Annotated in this window: 17 protein-coding genes and 2 pseudogenes; 10 read left to right on the top strand and 9 right to left on the bottom strand. The window is 65.4% G+C overall.

Annotated features, from left to right (window positions below; all coding sequences use genetic code 11):
- Positions 1 to 1,085, bottom strand: a 1,085-nt coding sequence (locus RMO30_RS03110; RefSeq protein ID WP_309709383.1) for a hypothetical protein, incomplete at its 3' end; no start/stop codon positions are given.
- 28 nt (positions 1,086 to 1,113) lie between these two features.
- Positions 1,114 to 3,390, bottom strand: coding sequence for a cell wall-binding repeat-containing protein (locus RMO30_RS03105; RefSeq protein ID WP_309709381.1), 2,277 nt, complete (start codon positions 3,388 to 3,390; stop codon positions 1,114 to 1,116).
- A 362-nt stretch (positions 3,391 to 3,752) separates the two neighbouring features.
- On the opposite strand from RMO30_RS03105, the gene sufB reads away from it, so the two are divergent.
- From sufB to RMO30_RS03065, 8 genes are all read left to right on the top strand, one after another.
- A complete protein-coding gene (sufB, locus tag RMO30_RS03100) occupies positions 3,753 to 5,171 on the top strand; it encodes a Fe-S cluster assembly protein SufB (RefSeq protein WP_309709375.1) in 1,419 nt (472 codons plus the stop codon).
- The gene (gene sufD, locus RMO30_RS03095; RefSeq protein ID WP_309709372.1) at positions 5,171 to 6,337 is read left to right on the top strand and encodes a Fe-S cluster assembly protein SufD; all 1,167 of its coding nucleotides are present in this window, start codon (positions 5,171 to 5,173) and stop codon (positions 6,335 to 6,337) included. The genes sufB and sufD overlap by 1 nt, the downstream gene beginning before the upstream one ends.
- The gene (locus RMO30_RS03090; protein WP_309709369.1) at positions 6,334 to 6,648 is read left to right on the top strand and encodes a non-heme iron oxygenase ferredoxin subunit; all 315 of its coding nucleotides are present in this window, start codon (positions 6,334 to 6,336) and stop codon (positions 6,646 to 6,648) included. The genes sufD and RMO30_RS03090 overlap by 4 nt, the downstream gene beginning before the upstream one ends.
- Positions 6,645 to 7,403: a Fe-S cluster assembly ATPase SufC gene (sufC, locus tag RMO30_RS03085; RefSeq protein WP_309709367.1), complete on the top strand. Its 759-nt coding sequence runs from the start codon at positions 6,645 to 6,647 to the stop codon at positions 7,401 to 7,403. Before RMO30_RS03090 ends, sufC begins: the two co-directional genes overlap by 4 nt.
- A 26-nt stretch (positions 7,404 to 7,429) precedes the next feature.
- A complete protein-coding gene (locus tag RMO30_RS03080; protein ID WP_309709364.1) occupies positions 7,430 to 7,759 on the top strand; it encodes a metal-sulfur cluster assembly factor in 330 nt (109 codons plus the stop codon).
- An 81-nt stretch (positions 7,760 to 7,840) separates the two neighbouring features.
- Positions 7,841 to 9,523, top strand: coding sequence for a HAMP domain-containing sensor histidine kinase (locus RMO30_RS03075; protein WP_309709361.1), 1,683 nt, complete (start codon positions 7,841 to 7,843; stop codon positions 9,521 to 9,523).
- Complete coding sequence (locus tag RMO30_RS03070) at positions 9,520 to 10,692, top strand: GGDEF domain-containing protein (RefSeq protein WP_309709357.1); 1,173 nt, start codon at positions 9,520 to 9,522, stop codon at positions 10,690 to 10,692. Before RMO30_RS03075 ends, RMO30_RS03070 begins: the two co-directional genes overlap by 4 nt.
- 80 nt (positions 10,693 to 10,772) lie before the next feature.
- Positions 10,773 to 11,156 carry a hypothetical protein gene (locus RMO30_RS03065; protein WP_309709354.1) on the top strand — a complete coding sequence of 128 codons (384 nt, stop codon included), beginning with the start codon at positions 10,773 to 10,775 and terminating at the stop codon, positions 11,154 to 11,156.
- 19 nt (positions 11,157 to 11,175) lie between these two features.
- On the opposite strand, the gene RMO30_RS03060 is transcribed toward RMO30_RS03065, so the two are convergent.
- Complete coding sequence (locus tag RMO30_RS03060; RefSeq protein WP_309709352.1) at positions 11,176 to 12,012, bottom strand: response regulator transcription factor; 837 nt, start codon at positions 12,010 to 12,012, stop codon at positions 11,176 to 11,178.
- Positions 12,013 to 12,063: 51 nt separating this feature from the next.
- The gene (locus RMO30_RS03055; RefSeq protein ID WP_309709349.1) at positions 12,064 to 12,696 is read right to left on the bottom strand and encodes a biotin transporter BioY; all 633 of its coding nucleotides are present in this window, start codon (positions 12,694 to 12,696) and stop codon (positions 12,064 to 12,066) included.
- Between the two features lie 141 nt (positions 12,697 to 12,837).
- On the opposite strand from RMO30_RS03055, the gene RMO30_RS03050 reads away from it, so the two are divergent.
- Positions 12,838 to 14,436, top strand: coding sequence for an ABC-F family ATP-binding cassette domain-containing protein (locus RMO30_RS03050; RefSeq protein WP_309709344.1), 1,599 nt, complete (start codon positions 12,838 to 12,840; stop codon positions 14,434 to 14,436).
- Here the strand turns inward: RMO30_RS03050 and RMO30_RS03045 are convergent.
- From RMO30_RS03045 to RMO30_RS03035, 3 genes are read right to left on the bottom strand one after another with little or no spacing between them, the layout of a single operon-like run.
- Positions 14,433 to 15,236: an SURF1 family protein gene (locus RMO30_RS03045; protein ID WP_309709341.1), complete on the bottom strand. Its 804-nt coding sequence runs from the start codon at positions 15,234 to 15,236 to the stop codon at positions 14,433 to 14,435. The genes RMO30_RS03050 and RMO30_RS03045 overlap by 4 nt on opposite strands.
- Positions 15,233 to 15,481 (bottom strand): hypothetical protein, encoded by a 249-nt coding sequence (locus tag RMO30_RS03040; RefSeq protein WP_309709338.1) that lies wholly within the window; start codon positions 15,479 to 15,481, stop codon positions 15,233 to 15,235. Before RMO30_RS03040 ends, RMO30_RS03045 begins: the two co-directional genes overlap by 4 nt.
- Positions 15,478 to 15,747: a DUF3099 domain-containing protein gene (locus RMO30_RS03035; protein WP_309709336.1), complete on the bottom strand. Its 270-nt coding sequence runs from the start codon at positions 15,745 to 15,747 to the stop codon at positions 15,478 to 15,480. Before RMO30_RS03035 ends, RMO30_RS03040 begins: the two co-directional genes overlap by 4 nt.
- A gap of 63 nt (positions 15,748 to 15,810) precedes the next feature.
- On the opposite strand from RMO30_RS03035, the pseudogene fabG reads away from it, so the two are divergent.
- A pseudogene (gene fabG / locus RMO30_RS03030) lies at positions 15,811 to 16,518 on the top strand (3-oxoacyl-ACP reductase FabG).
- A gap of 14 nt (positions 16,519 to 16,532) precedes the next feature.
- Here the strand turns inward: fabG and serB are convergent.
- Positions 16,533 to 17,174 carry a phosphoserine phosphatase SerB gene (serB, locus tag RMO30_RS03025; RefSeq protein WP_309709333.1) on the bottom strand — a complete coding sequence of 214 codons (642 nt, stop codon included), beginning with the start codon at positions 17,172 to 17,174 and terminating at the stop codon, positions 16,533 to 16,535.
- 42 nt (positions 17,175 to 17,216) lie between these two features.
- A pseudogene (locus RMO30_RS03020) lies at positions 17,217 to 17,745 on the bottom strand (glucose-1-phosphate adenylyltransferase); the annotation flags it as partial.

Raw genomic sequence — 17,745 nt, 5'->3', positions numbered from 1 at the left:
CCGTCGTCGTCGTAGCCGACGGTCCCGCTGATCTGGCCGAATGGCTGCTCGACCGGGAGGTAAAGCCACGGGGTCGTCTCGCCGCTCTCGACCTCGAACACTGTGCGGTCATCCCAGGTGAGGGCGTCGACGTAGAACGCGGAGACGAGAGTCGGCAGGTCGTCAGACGCGTTGCTTGTGTCGGCGTAGATCGCGTACTCGCCCGGAGGTACCGCGGAGAACGAGAAGGAGCCATCGGCCTCGGTCACGATGTGCTCGGCGACGGGCTCGGCGTCGGGGCCGTCCTCGTCACGGTAGAGCTGCACCACCGCCCCGACCACACCGACGAGCGGGCCGCCCGGTTCGAGTCGGACGATGACCTTTCCCTTGACTCGTCCGCCCATCACGACACTCGCCGTGATCCCCGTCACGTGCTCCCCATCCCCGACGGTGATCGTGTCACCTGCGGGACTGGACCAGCACGAGGCGATGAGGTCGGAGAGCGGTCGTGGCTCGAAACACAGCGTGTACTCGCCGGGACCGGGCAAGACAATCGTGAATTCGCCGGATTGGGGGTAGTAGTGGGGAGGTGCCGCGACCTCGGCACAATCTCCGCCATCCACCGGACACGCGATCACGTCGAGCCAAGTCTCTAAGCCGTCCCCCTCAGTCGTCAGCACGCGCCCGCTGATCGTCGAGGCATCGCCGTACCCGCCCGTGAAGAGAGGGAGGTCGAGTTGAATGCTTGTGCCCGTGAAGACGATCGGCTCGGCTTCCTCAGGCACCAGCGTGCCCGGCAGGTAGTAGTGCTTTGCGATGCTCGGGTCGGTGCCCTGGTAGCTGAGGCGCAGGAGGAACTCGTCCGGACCCCAAGGCGTGAGCGAAAAGGTGCCGTCGTTGTCGAGCGCGAGCTCCTCGTCGTACCAGCCGGAGTCGGTGAACATCGCAATCCGCACGTTCGCATCGATCGGGCTGCCGTCCGGCATGGTGACCCGGCCTGAGATCGTTGCGGCGGCGGCGGCGGCGGCAGCGGCGGCGGGCGGCGACGCCACGGGAACGGCGGATATCCCGAGCGCGAACGTGAGCACCAGGGCAACCAGCCTCACAGCATCCCGCGGCCGACTTCGTTGTCTCTCAGCCACAGATCACGCCGTTCTGGACGTTCATCGACAGTGAAGGTGGGCCACCGAGCAGGATGAGGCCGTTGGCGCGTACGTCGAAGATGTCGTCGACAACGGGGGCCTGGACACAATCTTGGCGTGACAGATACAGCGGGCCTCCGAAGTAGCCCGCCGCCGGGCCACCCGCGAGAGCGTCAGGGAAGTTCAGACCGGTGGCCAGAAAGGCGAGGTCAGCGTCGGTGTAGAACTGCTGGCTGATGGCGATCGCTGTGCCGAAGCGGTCGGAGCCCGTGAGCCGGGTCACCCCGTACGAACCGAACAAGGTTTGCAGCCGCGCGTAGATCCCGGCTGACACAGAGGGGGTGCCTCCGATGACGTAGACCTGGCTCACCCCGAGGTCCGCCAGGATGTCCTCCGTCGCCTGGTCGAGTGTGGAGGCACCGCCGTTGACCAGGATGATCGGCGCGCCGAGCATCCCGGCCGGTGGGCCCGCGGCGAGCGCATCCGGGTAGTTCAAACCTGTCGCGATGAAGGCGACGTCGGCCCCGTCCGCGTAGGTGTCCTCGGCGATCTCGCGCGACGTACCGAACCGGTTGAGTCCGGTAATGCGGTCGACTTCAGGATTGAAACTGAGATCGTCGAGCAGAGCCTCGACGCTCGAGTTGATGGAGGGTTCCCCGCCGACCAGAACGATCCGTTGGGGGCGAAGGCGTTCGAGTTCTGCTTCGACGACGGGCGGCAATGACCAGGGAAACGTCAGGAGCACGACCCCTTCATTGTGAATCGCAGCCGGTCCTGCGGCGAGCGCGTCGGGGTAGTTGAGCCCATTCGCCAGGTACACGACAGGAATACCCTCGGCCGGCACGTCATCGGGCCCAAAGATCAACTGAGAAACCTCGACCGACGTACCGAACCGGTCGGTCCCCGTCACTCGACCCACTCGAATCGACCGCCCTTCAAGCGCGAAATCGAGGTCGATTGCCGAGCCAGCAGTGACTTCGATCGGGTCGGCCTCCCACGCGAACCGCGAATCTTCCCAGTACTCAGAGTTCAGCTGGACTAGCTCCGAGAACCCGTTGGTCACGCCAGATGCATCGATCCGCACGACGTACGTTCCGGGTGCGATCGAGTGAAACTCGAACTGGCCCGCGTAGGTCAGGTCCGTCGCGACAAGCTCGAAGCGACCCGCATCGTCCAGCCACAACTGCGCTTCGGCCCCCGTGGCATTCTGGAGCCCGCTGGATTGATACGTGACGTTCCCCGTGATCTGGCCGCCCGGTTCAAGGATGAGATCAATGCCGGTCGCACTCTCGTTGTAGTCCAGAACGATCTCGTCGACGTCACCGTCTGACCAGCAGGTCGTGAGGGTGTTGTCCGCGCCGCCGCTGCAGACCGTGTAGGGCTCGTTGGCGTAGAGGTTGGTAATCCGGTAGGTCCCGTCAGGACTTGTGCCGCCAAAGACCGACTCTCCGTTCGCCCGAGTCGCCCTCGCGCCGGAACCAGATGCCACAGACAGTGACCCGTCCTCGTTGCGAAGGTAGATCGTGCCCGAAATCGTCGGATAACCGGTCACCTGGGCGTCATACGTCGTTACTTGAGCCGACGCGACCGTCAATGGGGTCGCACTCTCGTAGTCAGGCGTGTCGCCCGAGTACTCAGGGATCCACAGTGTTTCGTTCCTCGAGAAATCGAACGGCTGTGCAAACCCGATGACGTACGACCCAGGTGGCAAGGCATCAGTGGTGTAGGTGTCGGTGGCCGCATCGAATGCATTGACAGCGGTCGAGAGCTTGAAGCTCCCTGGGCCGGTCGTGAAAACCGAGATTTGCGCAGTCGAAATCTGGCCGAAGATGCCCGCCAAGGATCCTGAGATTCTTCCTCCCGCCATGAGTGGCACCGTCGCCATGTCTACCGTGGTGCCGTCGCCCACGAGTACATCCGCTCCCAACGAGGGATCCGCGGGAGCCGAAGGCCAAGCAAAACTTGCTACGTCCGCGCTTGGGCCGTCATACAGAAACATCAGGCGGTAGCTGTTTGGCGGCAGGTTGGAGAACGTGAACACGCCACCAGATGCCGAATTGGTCGTGAGGTTGCGGTAAAGCCCGGACACGGAAGAGCGGTAGAGGTAGACCCTGACCGACCCGTCGAGCGTCGATCCATCGGGCATCGTGACGATCCCAGTCAGGGTCGCAGTAGACGCTGCCTGCGCCGCAGACAGTGGCGCCGCAAACGAAAGCGCGGCAACGAGTGCTGTCAACACGATCGTGCTGAAAGTGCGGCGGAGTCTCATCGCTCACCTTTCCCTGATTTCCGCACACTTTAGCGGGTGTGACCATCGCTCAGGTGCCGCACTCGAGGCACCTGAGCGATGGTCCTTCCGGGTACGGCATTCTTGGGGCTGCCACCACACTCAGAGGCTGGCGTCAACACCTCGGGTGCAAGACGTTGTGCGCGACTGAAAGAGGATCGAGCATCCCTCAGGCGCACTCCCTGCGAACGACCTCCACGCGTCGAGCATCCCGTGGTCCCGCCCGTTACGATGGAGGGGTCCGAATCCTCTCGGGACGACGCTCTGTTCGGCCCGATTCGCAGCACGGACAACGAGGCTGACACGAGCGGAATGGCTCGCTTCGGCGGAAAAGAGGTACTGGCGTGTCAGACGTCCTGATCGACCGTCCGGAGCTCAACGACCTCGGAAACTACGAGTTCGGTTGGTCCGACTCCGACGCCGCCGGCGCTTCCGCCCGACGCGGTGTCTCCGACGAGGTGGTGACCGACATCTCGCGGCTCAAGAGCGAGCCCGAGTGGATGCTCAAGAACCGCCTCAAGGCGCTCAAGATCTTCGGCATGAAGCCGATGCCGACCTGGGGCGCCGACCTTTCGGGCATCGACTTCGACAACATCAAATACTTTGTGCGCTCGACCGAGAAGCAGGCCCAGACCTGGGAAGACCTGCCCGACGACATCAAGAACACCTACGAGCGGCTCGGCATCCCCGAGGCGGAGCGGTCTCGGCTGGTGTCGGGCGTCGCCGCGCAGTACGAGTCCGAGGTCGTCTTCCACTCGATCCAGAAGGACCTTGAGGAGCAGGGCGTGCTGTTTCTCGACACCGACACCGCGCTCAAGGAGCACCCGGAGATCTTCCAGGAGTACTTCGGCACGGTCATTCCTTCCGGCGATAACAAGTTCGCCGCGCTCAACACCGCCGTCTGGTCGGGCGGCTCGTTCGTCTACGTGCCCAAGGGCGTACACGTCGAGATCCCGCTGCAGGCCTACTTCCGCATCAACACCGAGAACATGGGGCAGTTCGAGCGCACGCTGATCATTGCCGACGAGGGCTCGTACGTTCACTACATCGAGGGCTGCACCGCGCCGATCTACAAGTCGGATTCGCTGCACTCCGCCGTCGTCGAGATCATCGTGAAGAAGAACGCCCGGGTGCGGTACACGACGATCCAGAACTGGTCGAACAACGTCTACAACCTCGTCACCAAGCGCGCGATTGCGCACGAGGGCGCGACGATGGAGTGGATCGACGGCAACATCGGCTCCAAGGTCACGATGAAGTACCCGTCGATCTACCTGGTGGGGGAGCACGCCAAGGGCGAGACCCTGTCGGTGGCGTTCGCCGGCCCCGGGCAGCATCAGGATGCCGGCGCCAAGATGATCCACCTCGCGCCGTACACGACATCCTCGATCGTCTCGAAGTCGATCGCGCGCGGCGGGGGTCGCGCCGGTTACCGCGGCGAGGTGCGCGTGGGTGAGAACGCTCACCATTCGGCGAACACGGTGCGATGCGACGCGCTGCTCGTCGACTCGATCTCGCGCAGCGACACCTATCCGGCGATTGACATCCGCGTCGATGACGTGCAACTCGGCCACGAAGCGACGGTGTCGAGGGTCAGCGAAGAGCAGCTGTTCTATCTCATGTCGCGCGGTATGGCCGAAGACGAGGCGATGGCGATGATCGTTCGCGGTTTCATCGAGCCGATCGCCCGCGAACTCCCGATGGAGTACGCCCTGGAACTCAACAAGCTCATCGAGATGAGCATGGAAGGCAGTGTCGGCTAGTGGCCGCAGCTACCGAGGCCGCTGAGCGGCTGGGAATCGTCGCGCATACCGATGGTCCCGTCATCCCGGTCCAGACGCGCTCCGAGCGCTTCACGTCGACCGAGCACGCCGCATTCCCGCCGGTGGAGGGCTGGGAGGCGGAATGGAAGCTCACACCCGTCGCCAAAATCCGCGATCTCATCGACGGCGAGCTCGACGGGTTGCCCTACCCGATCCAGTACCCGGATGTCGCGGGCACGACCGTCGAGTGGATCGACCGCGACGATGCCCGCATCGGCTCCGCCGGCATTCCGGAGGAGCGCGCCGCCGCAAACGGCTGGACCAGTTTCGAGAAGGCCCTTCGCATTGCGATCGAGGGTGAGCCCGACGCGCTTACGGTGACCCGAGCGGCGATGGGTTCGGCCCCTCGTGCCGCTCACGTGCTCGTCGAGGCTGCGCCGCAGTCGAAGGGCGTCGTCGTGCTCGACAGCCGGGGAAGTGCCGCGGTGAGTGAGAACGTCGAGATTGTCGTCGGCGAGAGTGCTGACCTCACGCTCGTCAGTCTTCAAGAATGGGATGACGACGCCCGACACCTCGCGAGTCACTTCGCGACGATCGGCAAGGACGCCAAGCTCACCCACATCGTCGTCTCGCTCGGCGGTGCGATCGTGCGCGTCAACCCGTCGGCTCACCTCGCCGGCGAAGGCTCCGACGCCGAGCTGCTCGGTGTCTACTTTGCGGATGCCGGCCAGCACCTCGAACAGCGGGTTTACGTGCACCACGATGCGCCGCACACCCGCAGCCGAGTGACCTACAAGGGAGCGCTCAACGGCGAGGGGGCACGCACGGTCTGGGTCGGCGACGTGCTCATCGGTCCGCGCGCGGTCGGCACCGACACCTACGAGCAGAACCGCAACCTCGTGCTCTCCGAAGGAACGCGGGCGGACAGCATCCCGAACCTCGAGATTCAGACCGGCGACATCGTCGGTGCGGGCCACGCGAGTGCGACCGGCCGGTTCGACGACGAGCACCTGTTCTACCTGCAGTCCCGCGGCATTCCTGAGGCTGAAGCCCGACGGCTCGTCGTACTCGGCTTTCTCATCGAGGTGGTACAACGTATCCCCGAGCCCGTGCTGCAGGCGCGACTGATCGCGGCACTCGTCGCCGAGCTTGAAGGAGCCGCGTGAGCACGAAAGTCTGCGCCCTCGGCGACCTCTCGGTGTCGACCGCGAAGAAGGTCGTCGTCGACGGCATCCCGATCGCTGTCGTCATGGATTCGGCCGGTGCGGTGCACGCGCTCGGCGACACCTGTACGCACGGCGACATCTCGCTGTCGGAGGGGTTCGTCGAAGACGACACCCTCGAGTGCTGGGCCCACGGCTCGAAGTTCGAGCTCGTCACCGGCAAGCCGCTCACCCTCCCGGCCTACGAGCCGGTCCCCGTCTTTGCGGTCGAGATCATCGACGGCGACATCTACATCGGAGAGAAGATCTCATGACCACCCTCAAAATCACCGACCTGCACGTTTCGATCGAGGCAGACGGAGTGCGGAAGCCCATCCTCAAGGGCGTCGATCTCACGGTCAACCAGGGGGAGATCCACGCCGTCATGGGCCCCAACGGGTCGGGCAAGTCCACGCTCGCGTACACGATCGCCGGGCACCCGCGATACCTGGTTGACAGTGGCTCGATCGAACTCGACGGCGAAGACGTGCTGGCGATGACTGTCGACCAGCGCGCCCGTGCGGGCCTCTTCCTCGCGATGCAGTACCCGGTCGAGATTCCCGGGGTGACGGTGGCCAACTTCCTGCGCACCGCGAAGACCGCGATCGATGGGGAGGCACCCGCCATCCGCGCCTGGGGTCCGACGCTCAAGAAGGCGATGACCGACCTCAAGATGGATCCGACCTTCGCCGCACGCAACGTGAACGAGGGCTTCTCGGGCGGCGAAAAGAAGCGCCACGAGATCGTGCAGCTCGAGCTGCTCAAGCCCCGGTTCGCGGTTCTCGATGAGACTGACTCCGGCCTCGACGTCGATGCGCTCAAGGTCGTCTCGGAGGGTGTCAACCGCGCCCACGCGGACACGGGCCTCGGCATCCTGTTGATCACGCACTACACGCGCATCCTGCGGTACATCCAGCCCGACTTCGTGCACGTCTTCGTCGACGGCAAAGTCGCCGAAGAGGGCGGCCCGGAACTCGCCGATCGGCTCGAGAGCGAAGGCTACGACCGCTACCTCACCGCGACGGCATAGCCTTTTCTTCGAAAGGACGCGAACCGATGCCCATTGCTCTCGAACCGAAACTCTTCACCGAGGTAGAAGAGGGGCTCAAGGACGTCATCGATCCCGAACTGGGCGTCAATATCGTCGATCTCGGGCTGATCTACGACCTCACCTGGGACGACGAGAACGACGCGCTCATCATTTCGATGACCCTCACGTCGGCCGGGTGCCCGTTGACCGACGTGATCGAGGAACAGACCGCCCAGTCGCTCGACGGCATTGTCGACCGTTTTCGCATCAATTGGGTCTGGATGCCGCCGTGGGGACCCGAGCGCATCACCGATGACGGCCGCGACATGATGCGAGCGCTCGGCTTCAGCATCTGACGACAAAGTCCTCTGACCCCTCTTCTGAGGGCCCCCTGACGGGGTCGCGCGTATCCAGCGGCACGCAGATAGCCTGAGAAGGTGTCAGGGGGAGACCGGGCCACAGCTGGTCCACGAAAGCGCGGACGGGTCGCGTCGGGAATCCTCTCTGCCCAGTTGCTCATTTCGGCGCCTCTGCTCGTTGTGGCCGTCGGGCTGCTCTTCGTGGATGCGACTGTCTTTTCGTCACCCGTCGGGTTCGGTATCGTTGCCGGCTTCTTCGCGCTTACTGCCGTCGCGGCGCTCGTTCCCTGGGACTCGATCCATCGTCGGTGGGGGACCGTTCTGCCCTTCGCGAATATCGCCGGAATCCTCGTGCTCCGCGAGTTCGACCCTCAGACGGGAGTTGGACTCCTCGTCGTTTTGCCGATCATCTGGATCGCGCGGACGTTCGGGGCGACGCTGACAATCGTCGGCGTCACCGGCACGATCCTGGCGATGTGGGGCACCCGCCTCATGCGTGGAACATCGATCACCTGGAGCGACTTCGCCACCTTCATCGTCGTCCCGGTGCTGATCGCGTTCGTCGCGGGTGCAATCTACGTGTCGTCGGCGCGCGGTCGCGCGCAGGCAAAGCTGCTGCGTCAGCACTCGAGCATGGTGCAGGGTGCGCTGGAAAAAGTGAGTCGGCAGGAGGGCGTGCTCAACGAACTCCTCAACGCTGTCGACTTCGGTGTGATCGCCTTCGACCGCACCGGTTCCGTGACTTTCGTGAACCGCGCGCATCGCCAGTACCTCACAGACTTCGGAACACCCGCCGACTCCGTCGTTCACCCGATCGTTTACCAGGCGGACGGGGTGACGACCTACAGCGAAGGCGATCGTCCGCTCACCCGCGCGCTCAACGGGCAGGCGTTCGACAACCTCATCATCTGGGTGGGAGAGCCCGGCGAGCGCCGAGCAGCCCACTCCGTCAGTTCCCGCATCCTGTACGACTGCGAGGGCGAGTACGACGGCGGCGTGATCGTCTTGAACGACATCACGAAGGAGCTCGAAGCGATCCGCGCCCGTGACGACCTCATCGGCTCCGTCTCTCACGAACTCCGTTCGCCGCTCACTTCGATCTTGGGCTACCTGGATCTCGCGCGCGACGACGAACACCTGGATGACGAGACACGTCGCATGATCGAGGTCGCCTACGCCAACTCCGAGCGGCTCCTGGTGATCGTCACCGACCTGTTGAGCGCCGCGAGCGACGCCGACAAGCAGCTCGCGATGTCGTTCACGGCGGGCGACCTCGCTCAGATCGCCCGCGACTCCGTCGAAGCGCACCAGGTGATGGCCGAGGAGCGCGAAGTGGAGTTGGTGATCGAGGGCGAGGATTCCGCGATCGCCTCCATCGATCCGATGCGGATGCGCCAAGTGATCGACAACTTGATCACGAACGCGATCAAGTACAACCGCGAGTGGGGATCGGTCACGGTCGCGGTGGCTGCCGAACCTGGGGCAGGGGGAGTTAGCCTCGAAGTGCGCGACACCGGCCAGGGCATCCCCGACGCCGATCTTCCGCGGATCTTCGACCGCTTCTATCGAACCAAGTCGGCGAAGTCTTCGACGACCGTCGGCACCGGGCTCGGGCTGAGCATCACCCGCGAGATCATCCATCGCCACGGCGGCCACCTCACGGTCACCAGCGAGTTGGGGATCGGGACCACCTTCCGAGTGACGGTACCCACCGAGCGTGAGGCTTCCGCCAGCACGGGTGCGCGGAATGTGGCCGCGTGAGCGTCCTCGACACGACGACCCTGTTTCTGGTGGGGGGACTCGTCATCGTCGGGTGTGGAGTCACCTTCCTGCTCGAAACCCTGCTCAGGCACAACGACGCTGTCGGGCGAATGTGGAGCGTCTTCTATCTCGGTGCGATGTTCACGCTGTTCGCCTACGCCGTCGTGTCGCTCGACCCCTCGACATGGTGGGCGGGTCCGGCCGCGAATGGCGCCTACGTCACCGCTCTGGGCTTCATCTGGGTGGGTGCCCGCCTAGCCAACGGGCGTCGGTCTCTCGTCTTCGTTCCTGTGGCGGTGGGCGCGCTGGTGACCGTGACGGCACTCGTTCCGGGTGAAACCGGCGGCCAGTGGGCAGGTGCCGTTGAAATGTTCCTCGGCGTGGCGACCGTGACGATTCTCTCGGCTATCGAGTTCGCGCGGGGTGATCTCCCACGCCTGCTGGCCTCTCGCGTGATCACGGTGCTGACAGGTGGGATCGGGCTGTACTATTTGGGCCGCGCCCTCATGATCGCGCTGCTCGGGCCGGATCACGAGGTGTTCCTCGCGTACTTCGGTTCCGAGGCCTCGACTCTCATCGAGATCGGCTTTGCGGTGATCGGAACGATCATGCTGTCGTCGATTCAAAATGACCGGTTCGCCCAGCTCAACGAAGACGAGGTCGAGGCGGGCGCGCGGTTACGGATCGACGGGATCATGAGCGCCCGGCAGTTTCGCCAACTCGCTGAGACGTGGTTGCTTCGCGCCATTCGGGAACGCACGACGCTCGTGCTCCTCCTCATCGACGTCGCCGACCTAGAAGCCATCAACACGGCGTTCGGCCGCGCAGCCGGCGATGCGGCGATCCGCACGACCGGGCGGATCGCGCTCACGCAAGCGCCGACGGCCTCGCTGGTCGGGCACCTCTCGCCGCGGCGCTTCGGCGTGTTGTTCGAACTCCCGGCCAACGATTCGGTCGAAACGATCGCTCATCGGATCGGCGAGGGGGTACTCGGTGCGGCGATCGACGACCGAGACCGGTTCCGCGCGTCGACTTACCGGGGGATCGCGACGACTCGCACGAGCGGAGCGCGCTACGGCGACCTGCTCGTCGCCGCGACGGAAGCGGTGACGCTCGAAGTAAAGCTCGCTCTGGAGCACGAACGTGACGACGTCGCGCGCGAATCCTGAGCCAAACCTGACACGAAACTGATCGAGACTTTCCCTTCGCCCGGAAGACTGGCGAGGGGACGGTGGCACGATGCCGCCGGATGACACAACGGGACGGTTGCATGCGCTACGAGCACATCGACGTCAGCCGAATCACCAGGCTGGCGGACGAGCTCACGAACGACGCATCAGCCTGTCTGCGTTTCATCGATGACTACATCAGCGCCTGGGAACATCGTCAGGCTCGCGTCGCCACCGCGGTTGACCGAGTTGTGATCGACGACGCCCTCGCCGCGCTGCTCAGTCTCTCCACCTCGAGCGCGATGCTCGGTGCCCAAGGTCTCAGCCTCGCCGCTCGCGCTCTCTACGCCGAAGCTCGTTTGCTCGGAACGATTCCGGCTCGTGGCGCTGACCGCCTGGTCCGAATCGGTGATGCGGTATGCATGGAGTTGCGACTCGCGTCTGCTGAGATGCGCGCCGCCTGACGCCGTGAAGGCGTGCCGCTCAGGCAGAGCCGTCGACTCCGGTCATCCGGTAGCCGACGCCACGCACAGTTTCGATCCAGCGCGGAGTGAGCGAGTTCTCGCCGATCTTCTTGCGCAGGTTGCCCATATGCACCTCGATGCCTCGCTTGTCGGCGTCCGAAACGAAGTTGCTCGTGACGTAACTCTCGTTGCGCAGCAGGATCGCGAGGTCGGCCTTCGTCCGCACCCGCCGACCGGACTGCATGAGCGCGGCAAGCAGATCGAACTCACTGCGAGTGAGCGGGATCTCTTGCCCGTCGGCGATCGCGACCCGTGTCCCGAGGTCGATCAGGAGCCCCAGGTGTTCCAGGCGTTCGCCCGGTTGCGGTGCTGCGTCCGTGCCGACGGGCGCCACGTGGGCACCGGACCCGCCGGGAGCGACCGCGGTGTAGGCGGGAGGCTCGACGGCTCGACCTGAGGCCGCAGGGGGAGCCGCCGCCGCACCGGCACGGGGTCGGCGGAGCATCGCCTCAATGCGAGCACGCAGCTCGCGCGGCCGGAACGGCTTCGTGATGTAGTCGTCGGCGCCGGCCTCGAGTCCTTGAAGGGTGTCGATTTCCTCGCCGAGCGCAGTCAACATGACGATGTAGGCGTCGGAAAAGGTGCGGATCCGCTTTGCGGTCTCGAAGCCATCCATCCCGGGCATGTTGATGTCGAGTGTCACCACAGCCGGGGTGGCATTGCGCACCGCCTCGACGCCGTCGTACCCGTTCGAACACGCCGTGACTTCAAACCCGGCCTGATTCAGGACCGTTTCGAGCAAGTGGCGGATGTCGTCGTCATCCTCGATGACGACAGCGCGACGAACTGGCTCCATAGCTTTGCATCGTAGGCGGGCGCAGCGTTTCGCGGGGGATGCCGCGCTGACTCAGTCGGCGTCGACGTCCGATGCTCGGTGCTTCGCGAGACGGTTGGCACCCCACCACGCGAGCGGCAACAGGGCGGCCGCGATCACAGCCTTGATGATGCCGCCCGGAATGAACGGGATCAGACCCCACTCGAGCACCTGGACGAAAGTCCCCCCGGTGACGGCGGCCAGCCACGGCAGGCCGAACGCGAAGACGATGATTGAACCGCCCACAAAGGTGGCGAGCGCCTTGAGTACGTGACGATCCCAGGTGCGCTCCGAGAGCCAGCCGACCGCTGCCGCGGCGACGACGAATCCGATGATATACCCGAAGCTCGGTGCGGCGAGGGCAGCGAGGCCGGTCAGGTGCGAGCCGTCATCCTGGGGGGCGTAGACCGGGAGGCCGGCGAGCCCGAGCACGAGGTAGAGACCCAGCGCAGCCGCGCCGCGCGCCCAGCCCAGAGTCGCGCCAACGAGCAGAACGGCGAGCGTCTGGCCGGTGATCGGCACGGGCTGAATCGGGATGATGACCTGCGCGAGGAGCGCGGTCAGCGCCGCGCCGGCGGCAACCAGCACGATGTCGAGAACCCAGGTGCGGGGGAAGACGCGGTCAGCAAGTACAAGGCGGGGTGCGGGAGGGGCAACGGCAGACATAGGGAAGGTGTTCCTCTTCGGTAGGGGGCGCCCTGTCAGCAGGCGGCGGGGGCGCTCCGGTTAGACTAGCGGGCTGGCGCACTCGCGCCGCTTGTCGACATCCTCCCGAATCCCCACTTCAACTTTGAAGGGACTCTTGCTGTGCTCGCCGTGCATGATCTTGAGATCCGCGTCGGCGCGCGCTTGCTGATGGAAGGCGTCAGTTTCCGAGTGGAAAGGGGCGACAAGATCGGGCTCGTCGGACGCAACGGCGCCGGCAAGACGACCCTCACCAAGACTCTGGCCGGCGAGAGCCAGCCGAACGGCGGAAAGATCGACCGCACCGGTGAGATCGGCTACCTGCCCCAGGATCCGCGCACCGGAGACCCGGAAGACACCGCCCGCACCCGCATCCTCGATGCCCGCGGTCTCGGTCGCCTCGTGCTCGACTTGCGCCGCGCGACGGAAGAGATGGCGAGTCCCAACGAGAAGGTCAGCGCCGCGGCAATGGATCGCTACGGTCGTCTCGAGGATCGCTTTCTCGCCCTCGGCGGCTATGCGGCTGAGGCGGAGGCGGCATCCATCGCCTCGAACCTCGCACTGCCCGACCGCATTCTCGACCAGCAACTGAAGACCTTGTCGGGCGGCCAGCGTCGCCGCATCGAACTCGCCCGCATCCTCTTCTCGGGTGCCGACACCATGATTCTCGATGAACCCACCAACCACCTCGACGCCGACTCGGTCGTCTGGCTGCGCGAGTTCCTCAAGGGGTACTCCGGTGGCGTCATTGTGATCAGCCACGATGTCGACCTCGTTGAGGACACCGTCAACCGGGTCTTCTATCTCGACGCCAACCGGCAGGTCATCGACATCTACAACATGGGCTGGAAGCATTACCTGCGCCAGCGCGAGGCCGACGAGGAGCGTCGCAAGAAGGAGCGTGTCAACGTCGAGAAGAAGGCCACGCAGCTGCAACTGCAGGCCGCCCGGTTCGGCGCGAAAGCATCGAAGGCCGCAGCCGCTCACCAGATGGTCGCGCGCGCCGAGAAGATGCTCTCCGGGCTCGACGAGGTGCGAGCCGTCGACCGGGTCGCAAAACTGCGGTTCCCCGATCCGGTCGCGTGCGGCAAGACTCCGCTCACGGCGAGCAACCTTTCGAAGAGTTACGGGTCGCTCGAGATCTTCACGGCCGTCGACCTGGCGATAGACCGCGGCTCGAAGGTCGTCGTGCTCGGCCTCAACGGGGCGGGCAAGACCACGCTTCTGCGGATGCTCGCCGGCGTCGACAAGCCCGACACGGGCCGCATCGAGCCGGGCCACGGCCTGCGCATCGGCTACTACGCGCAGGAGCACGAGACGATCGACGTCAAGCGCTCGGTGCTCGAGAACATGACGTCGTCGAGCCCGCAGCTGAACGCGACCGAAGCCCGACGGGTGCTCGGCTCGTTCCTGTTCACGGGCGATGACGCCGACAAGCCCGCAGGGGTGCTCTCCGGCGGCGAGAAGACTCGCCTCGCGCTCGCGATGATCGTCGTGTCGGGCGCTAACGTGCTGCTGCTCGACGAACCCACGAACAACCTCGACCCGGCAAGCCGTGAAGAGATCCTTGGGGCTCTCGCGAGTTACTCGGGCGCCGTCGTGCTGGTGTCGCACGACGAAGGCGCCGTCGAGGCGCTCAACCCCAAGCGCGTGCTGATTCTGCCCGACGGCGTTGAGGATCACTGGAATCCGGGCTACGCCGACCTCATCGCGCTCGCCTAATTCTTCGCGACCTCATTCTGCGCATCGAGGAGAGCGTCCTCGACTTCGGCATCCCGTTCACGGCGGACGACGGGGGCATCACCGGCCGCGATCTTGCGTTCCCGGCGCACCGCCCATACCAGTCCGACGAACGCCAGGATGCCGAACATGATCCACTGCAACGCGTATGACAGGTGCGGCCCCTCATCCTCGGTTGGCCTCAACGCCGGCAGCGGACTCTCGACGGGCGCAGGATCCTCCGAGACGAGCAACCCGTACATGCCGGTGTAGGTCGGGGCATCGACGAGGGCCGCGACATCGGGCAGCCGTACGGTGGCTAGCTGCCCCTCAGGAGCCCCGCGCCCGGGGATCTCGGGTTCCCCAGGCTTCAGCCGCACGACAACCGTCACCTCACCCTCTGGGGCCGCCGGTACTGACTCAGGGGCTTCCGGGGTCGCCCCGGCCGGCACCCAGCCTCGGTCCACGACGAAGACCGTCCCGTCGTCGAGCCGCAACGGCACCAGAACCTCGAAGCCAGCGGCGGAGTTGCGCGGCCGGTTGCGCACCAGTAACTGCTCCTCAGGGAGGTACTCACCCGTTATCACCACGGGCCGCCACTCCGTGGATTCGTCGGCGGAGTCCAGATCGGGCAGCAGATCATCGAGTGGTGCCGGGAGGGCGTCGTAGTTCGTTTCTATCCTCGCGATCTCGTCGACCGCGTCGACCCGCCGCGACCACTGCCACCACGACAACAGCCCGCAGACGACCGCGAACACGACCGTGAGGGCGACATACCCACCCCAGCGTCGGATCCAGCTCATCGCACCGTATCCGGAACGGTCTCTGCGGGGGACTCGAGTGGGGTCACCAGGACGGGGAAGCCTCGAGTTCCGAGGTAGTCGGCGAGAGTTGCGCGGTGGTCACCACAGGCGAGCCAGACCTTCACGCGGTCGGCGGGATGGATGCGGGGGTTGCGCCAGTTCACCCGCCACGCCGCGTCGGTCGTGCACCCCGCCGACGAGCACTGCACGCCGGTTTCGGGGCCGACGGCGTCGGATCCGATCACGCGGGGTCCCGCGGCTCGATCGCACCGGGACGCTCGACCGTGCGACCGCCTCCGCGCGATACGGCGTTCGCGAAGACCACGGCGACGTACGGCAGGAAGACCGCCCCGAGCGCCGGAATGAGCAGCCACCAGCCCTGCACGAACAGGCAGGCGATGACGCAGAGCACACGGATGCCCATCGTCAGGGCGTACCGACGCATTCGGGCGCTCTGCTCCTGCTCCGGTGACGGCGGGAGCTCGGTAATCACGACGGGTCGGTTGCGCATGGCCTTCCCCATCAGGGTACGCGCCCCTCCGAGTGCGCGCGCCCTCCTCGCTAGGCTGGCCGGATGACTGCTCGCACCGTCCTCGTCACTGGCGGCAACCGTGGCATCGGCCACGCCATCGCCGCCGAATTCGTCGCTCAGGGCCACCGGGTTGCCGTGACCGCCCGCTCGGGCGAGGGACCGGAGGGCACGCTCACGGTCCGCGCCGACGTCACCGACGCCGCCGCCGTCGACGCCGCGTTCAGCGAAATCGAAGCGAAGCTCGGCCCGGTCGAGGTCGTCGTCGCCAACGCTGGAATCACGCGCGACAAGTTGCTCATGATGATGACCGATGACGACTTCGATGTCGTCATCGACACCAATCTCGGCGGGTCGTTCCGCGTCGTCAAACGCGCGACGAAGCCAATGATGAAGGCGCGATTCGGCCGCATCATCCTGATTTCGAGCGTCGTCGGCCTCTTCGGCGGACCGGGTCAGGTGAACTACTCGTCATCGAAGGCCGGGCTCGTCGGCATGGCGCGCTCGATCACGCGCGAACTCGGCAGCAGGGGGATCACCGCAAACGTCGTCGCGCCGGGCTTCATCGAGACCGACATGACCGCCGAACTCTCCGAGGACACCCAGGGGGCCTACAAGTAGTCGATCCCGGCGGGTCGCTTTGCTACCCCGACCGAGGTCGCAAAGGTTGTCACGTGGCTCGCGAGCGACGACGCCGCGTACATTTCCGGTGCCGTGATCCCCGTCGACGGCGGTCTCGGGATGGGGCACTAGAGCAGAATCGGGCGCTACTGCCGGGGGAGACCCAGCAGGGGAAGCAACATCCCGAGGTCGCGCTCGTCGAGCAGAACGTGCGAGAGGTCGCGCACAGGCGCCTTAGCGTCGAAGCCGACCGCGAGCCCGCAGATCGCCATCATCGGGAGGTCGTTGGCACCGTCACCGACGGCGATCGTTTGCGACATCGGGATGTCGGCCTCCCTCGCCCACTCGCGCAGGGCTGCGGCCTTCGCGGCGGCGTCGATCACCGGTGGGATGACGTCGCCGGTGAGCTTTCCGTCGGCGACCGCTAGTCGGTTGGCTCGCCAACAGTCGAGGCCGAGTTCGCGGGCGAGCGGATCGATCACCTCATGGAACCCGCCGGAGACGACGGCGATCTTTCCGCCCGCAGCCTGAACACCCGCGATGAGTTCCGGTACTCCTCGGGTCACGATGACGCGAGACCGCACGCTGTCGATGACCGACTCGGGAAGGCCCGCAAGGGTCGCAACCCGTTCACGGAGACTCTGCTCGAAGTCGAGCTCGCCGTTCATCGCGCGGAAGGTGATCTCGGCGACCTGTGCGCCCGAACCCGCTTCGTCGGCGAGCAGCTCGATGACCTCGTTCTCGATGAGGGTGGAGTCGACATCGAGGACGACGAGGAAGCGCGGCATGGTGCGGCGGTGCCCTTCTGTAGCTGGCAGAGCCTCGGGGAGCTACGGCGTGACGACGACGCCCTTACCGACGACGGTGATGCCGGAGTCGGTGACAGTGAAGCCGCGGCGACGATCGGCATCGTGGTCGACGCCGACGGTGGCCCCGGACTCGACGACGACGTCCTTGTCGAGGATAGCGCGCTGCACGGTGGCCCGATCCTCGATGCGCACGCGCTCGAAGACGACCGAGTCGACGACTTTCGCCCCCGATTCGACGGTGACCCAGGGGCCGAGCACACTGCGCTCGAGGTGCCCACCCGACACGACACAGCCGAGCGAAACGATCGAGTCGATCGCGGTGCCGACGGCGTTCTCGCCGTCGCGCACGAACTTCGCGGGCGGTGAGTTGAGTTGTTGGCTGAAGATCGGCCAGTCCCGGTTGTAGAGGTTGAAGACCGGCAGGGCGGAGATCAGGTCTTGGTGGGCATCGAAGAAGGACTCGATCGTTCCGACATCGCGCCAGTAGTAGCGGTCGCGGTCGGTCGCGCCAGGCACCTGGTTGCGCTGCAGGTCGTACACCGCTGCATCG

Source organism: Pseudolysinimonas sp. (assembly GCF_031389465.1).
Lineage (GTDB): Bacteria > Actinomycetota > Actinomycetes > Actinomycetales > Microbacteriaceae > Pseudolysinimonas_A.
The sequence above is the reverse complement of the archived record's forward strand: the minus strand, read 5'-3'. Positions and strand labels throughout refer to the sequence as shown.

Excerpts from the sequence above, each read along its gene's own strand:
- RMO30_RS03105 (WP_309709381.1), bottom strand. The coding sequence starts at position 3,390 with ATGAGACTCCGCCGCACTTTCAGCACGATCGTGTTGACAGCACTCGTT.
- sufC (WP_309709367.1), top strand. The coding sequence starts at position 6,645 with ATGACCACCCTCAAAATCACCGACCTGCACGTTTCGATCGAGGCAGAC.
- RMO30_RS03080 (WP_309709364.1), top strand. The coding sequence starts at position 7,430 with ATGCCCATTGCTCTCGAACCGAAACTCTTCACCGAGGTAGAAGAGGGG.
- RMO30_RS03065 (WP_309709354.1), top strand. The coding sequence starts at position 10,773 with ATGACACAACGGGACGGTTGCATGCGCTACGAGCACATCGACGTCAGC.
- RMO30_RS03060 (WP_309709352.1), bottom strand. The coding sequence starts at position 12,012 with ATGGAGCCAGTTCGTCGCGCTGTCGTCATCGAGGATGACGACGACATC.
- RMO30_RS03055 (WP_309709349.1), bottom strand. The coding sequence starts at position 12,696 with ATGTCTGCCGTTGCCCCTCCCGCACCCCGCCTTGTACTTGCTGACCGC.
- RMO30_RS03045 (WP_309709341.1), bottom strand. The coding sequence starts at position 15,236 with ATGAGCTGGATCCGACGCTGGGGTGGGTATGTCGCCCTCACGGTCGTG.
- RMO30_RS03035 (WP_309709336.1), bottom strand. The coding sequence starts at position 15,747 with ATGCGCAACCGACCCGTCGTGATTACCGAGCTCCCGCCGTCACCGGAG.
- serB (WP_309709333.1), bottom strand. The coding sequence starts at position 17,174 with ATGCCGCGCTTCCTCGTCGTCCTCGATGTCGACTCCACCCTCATCGAG.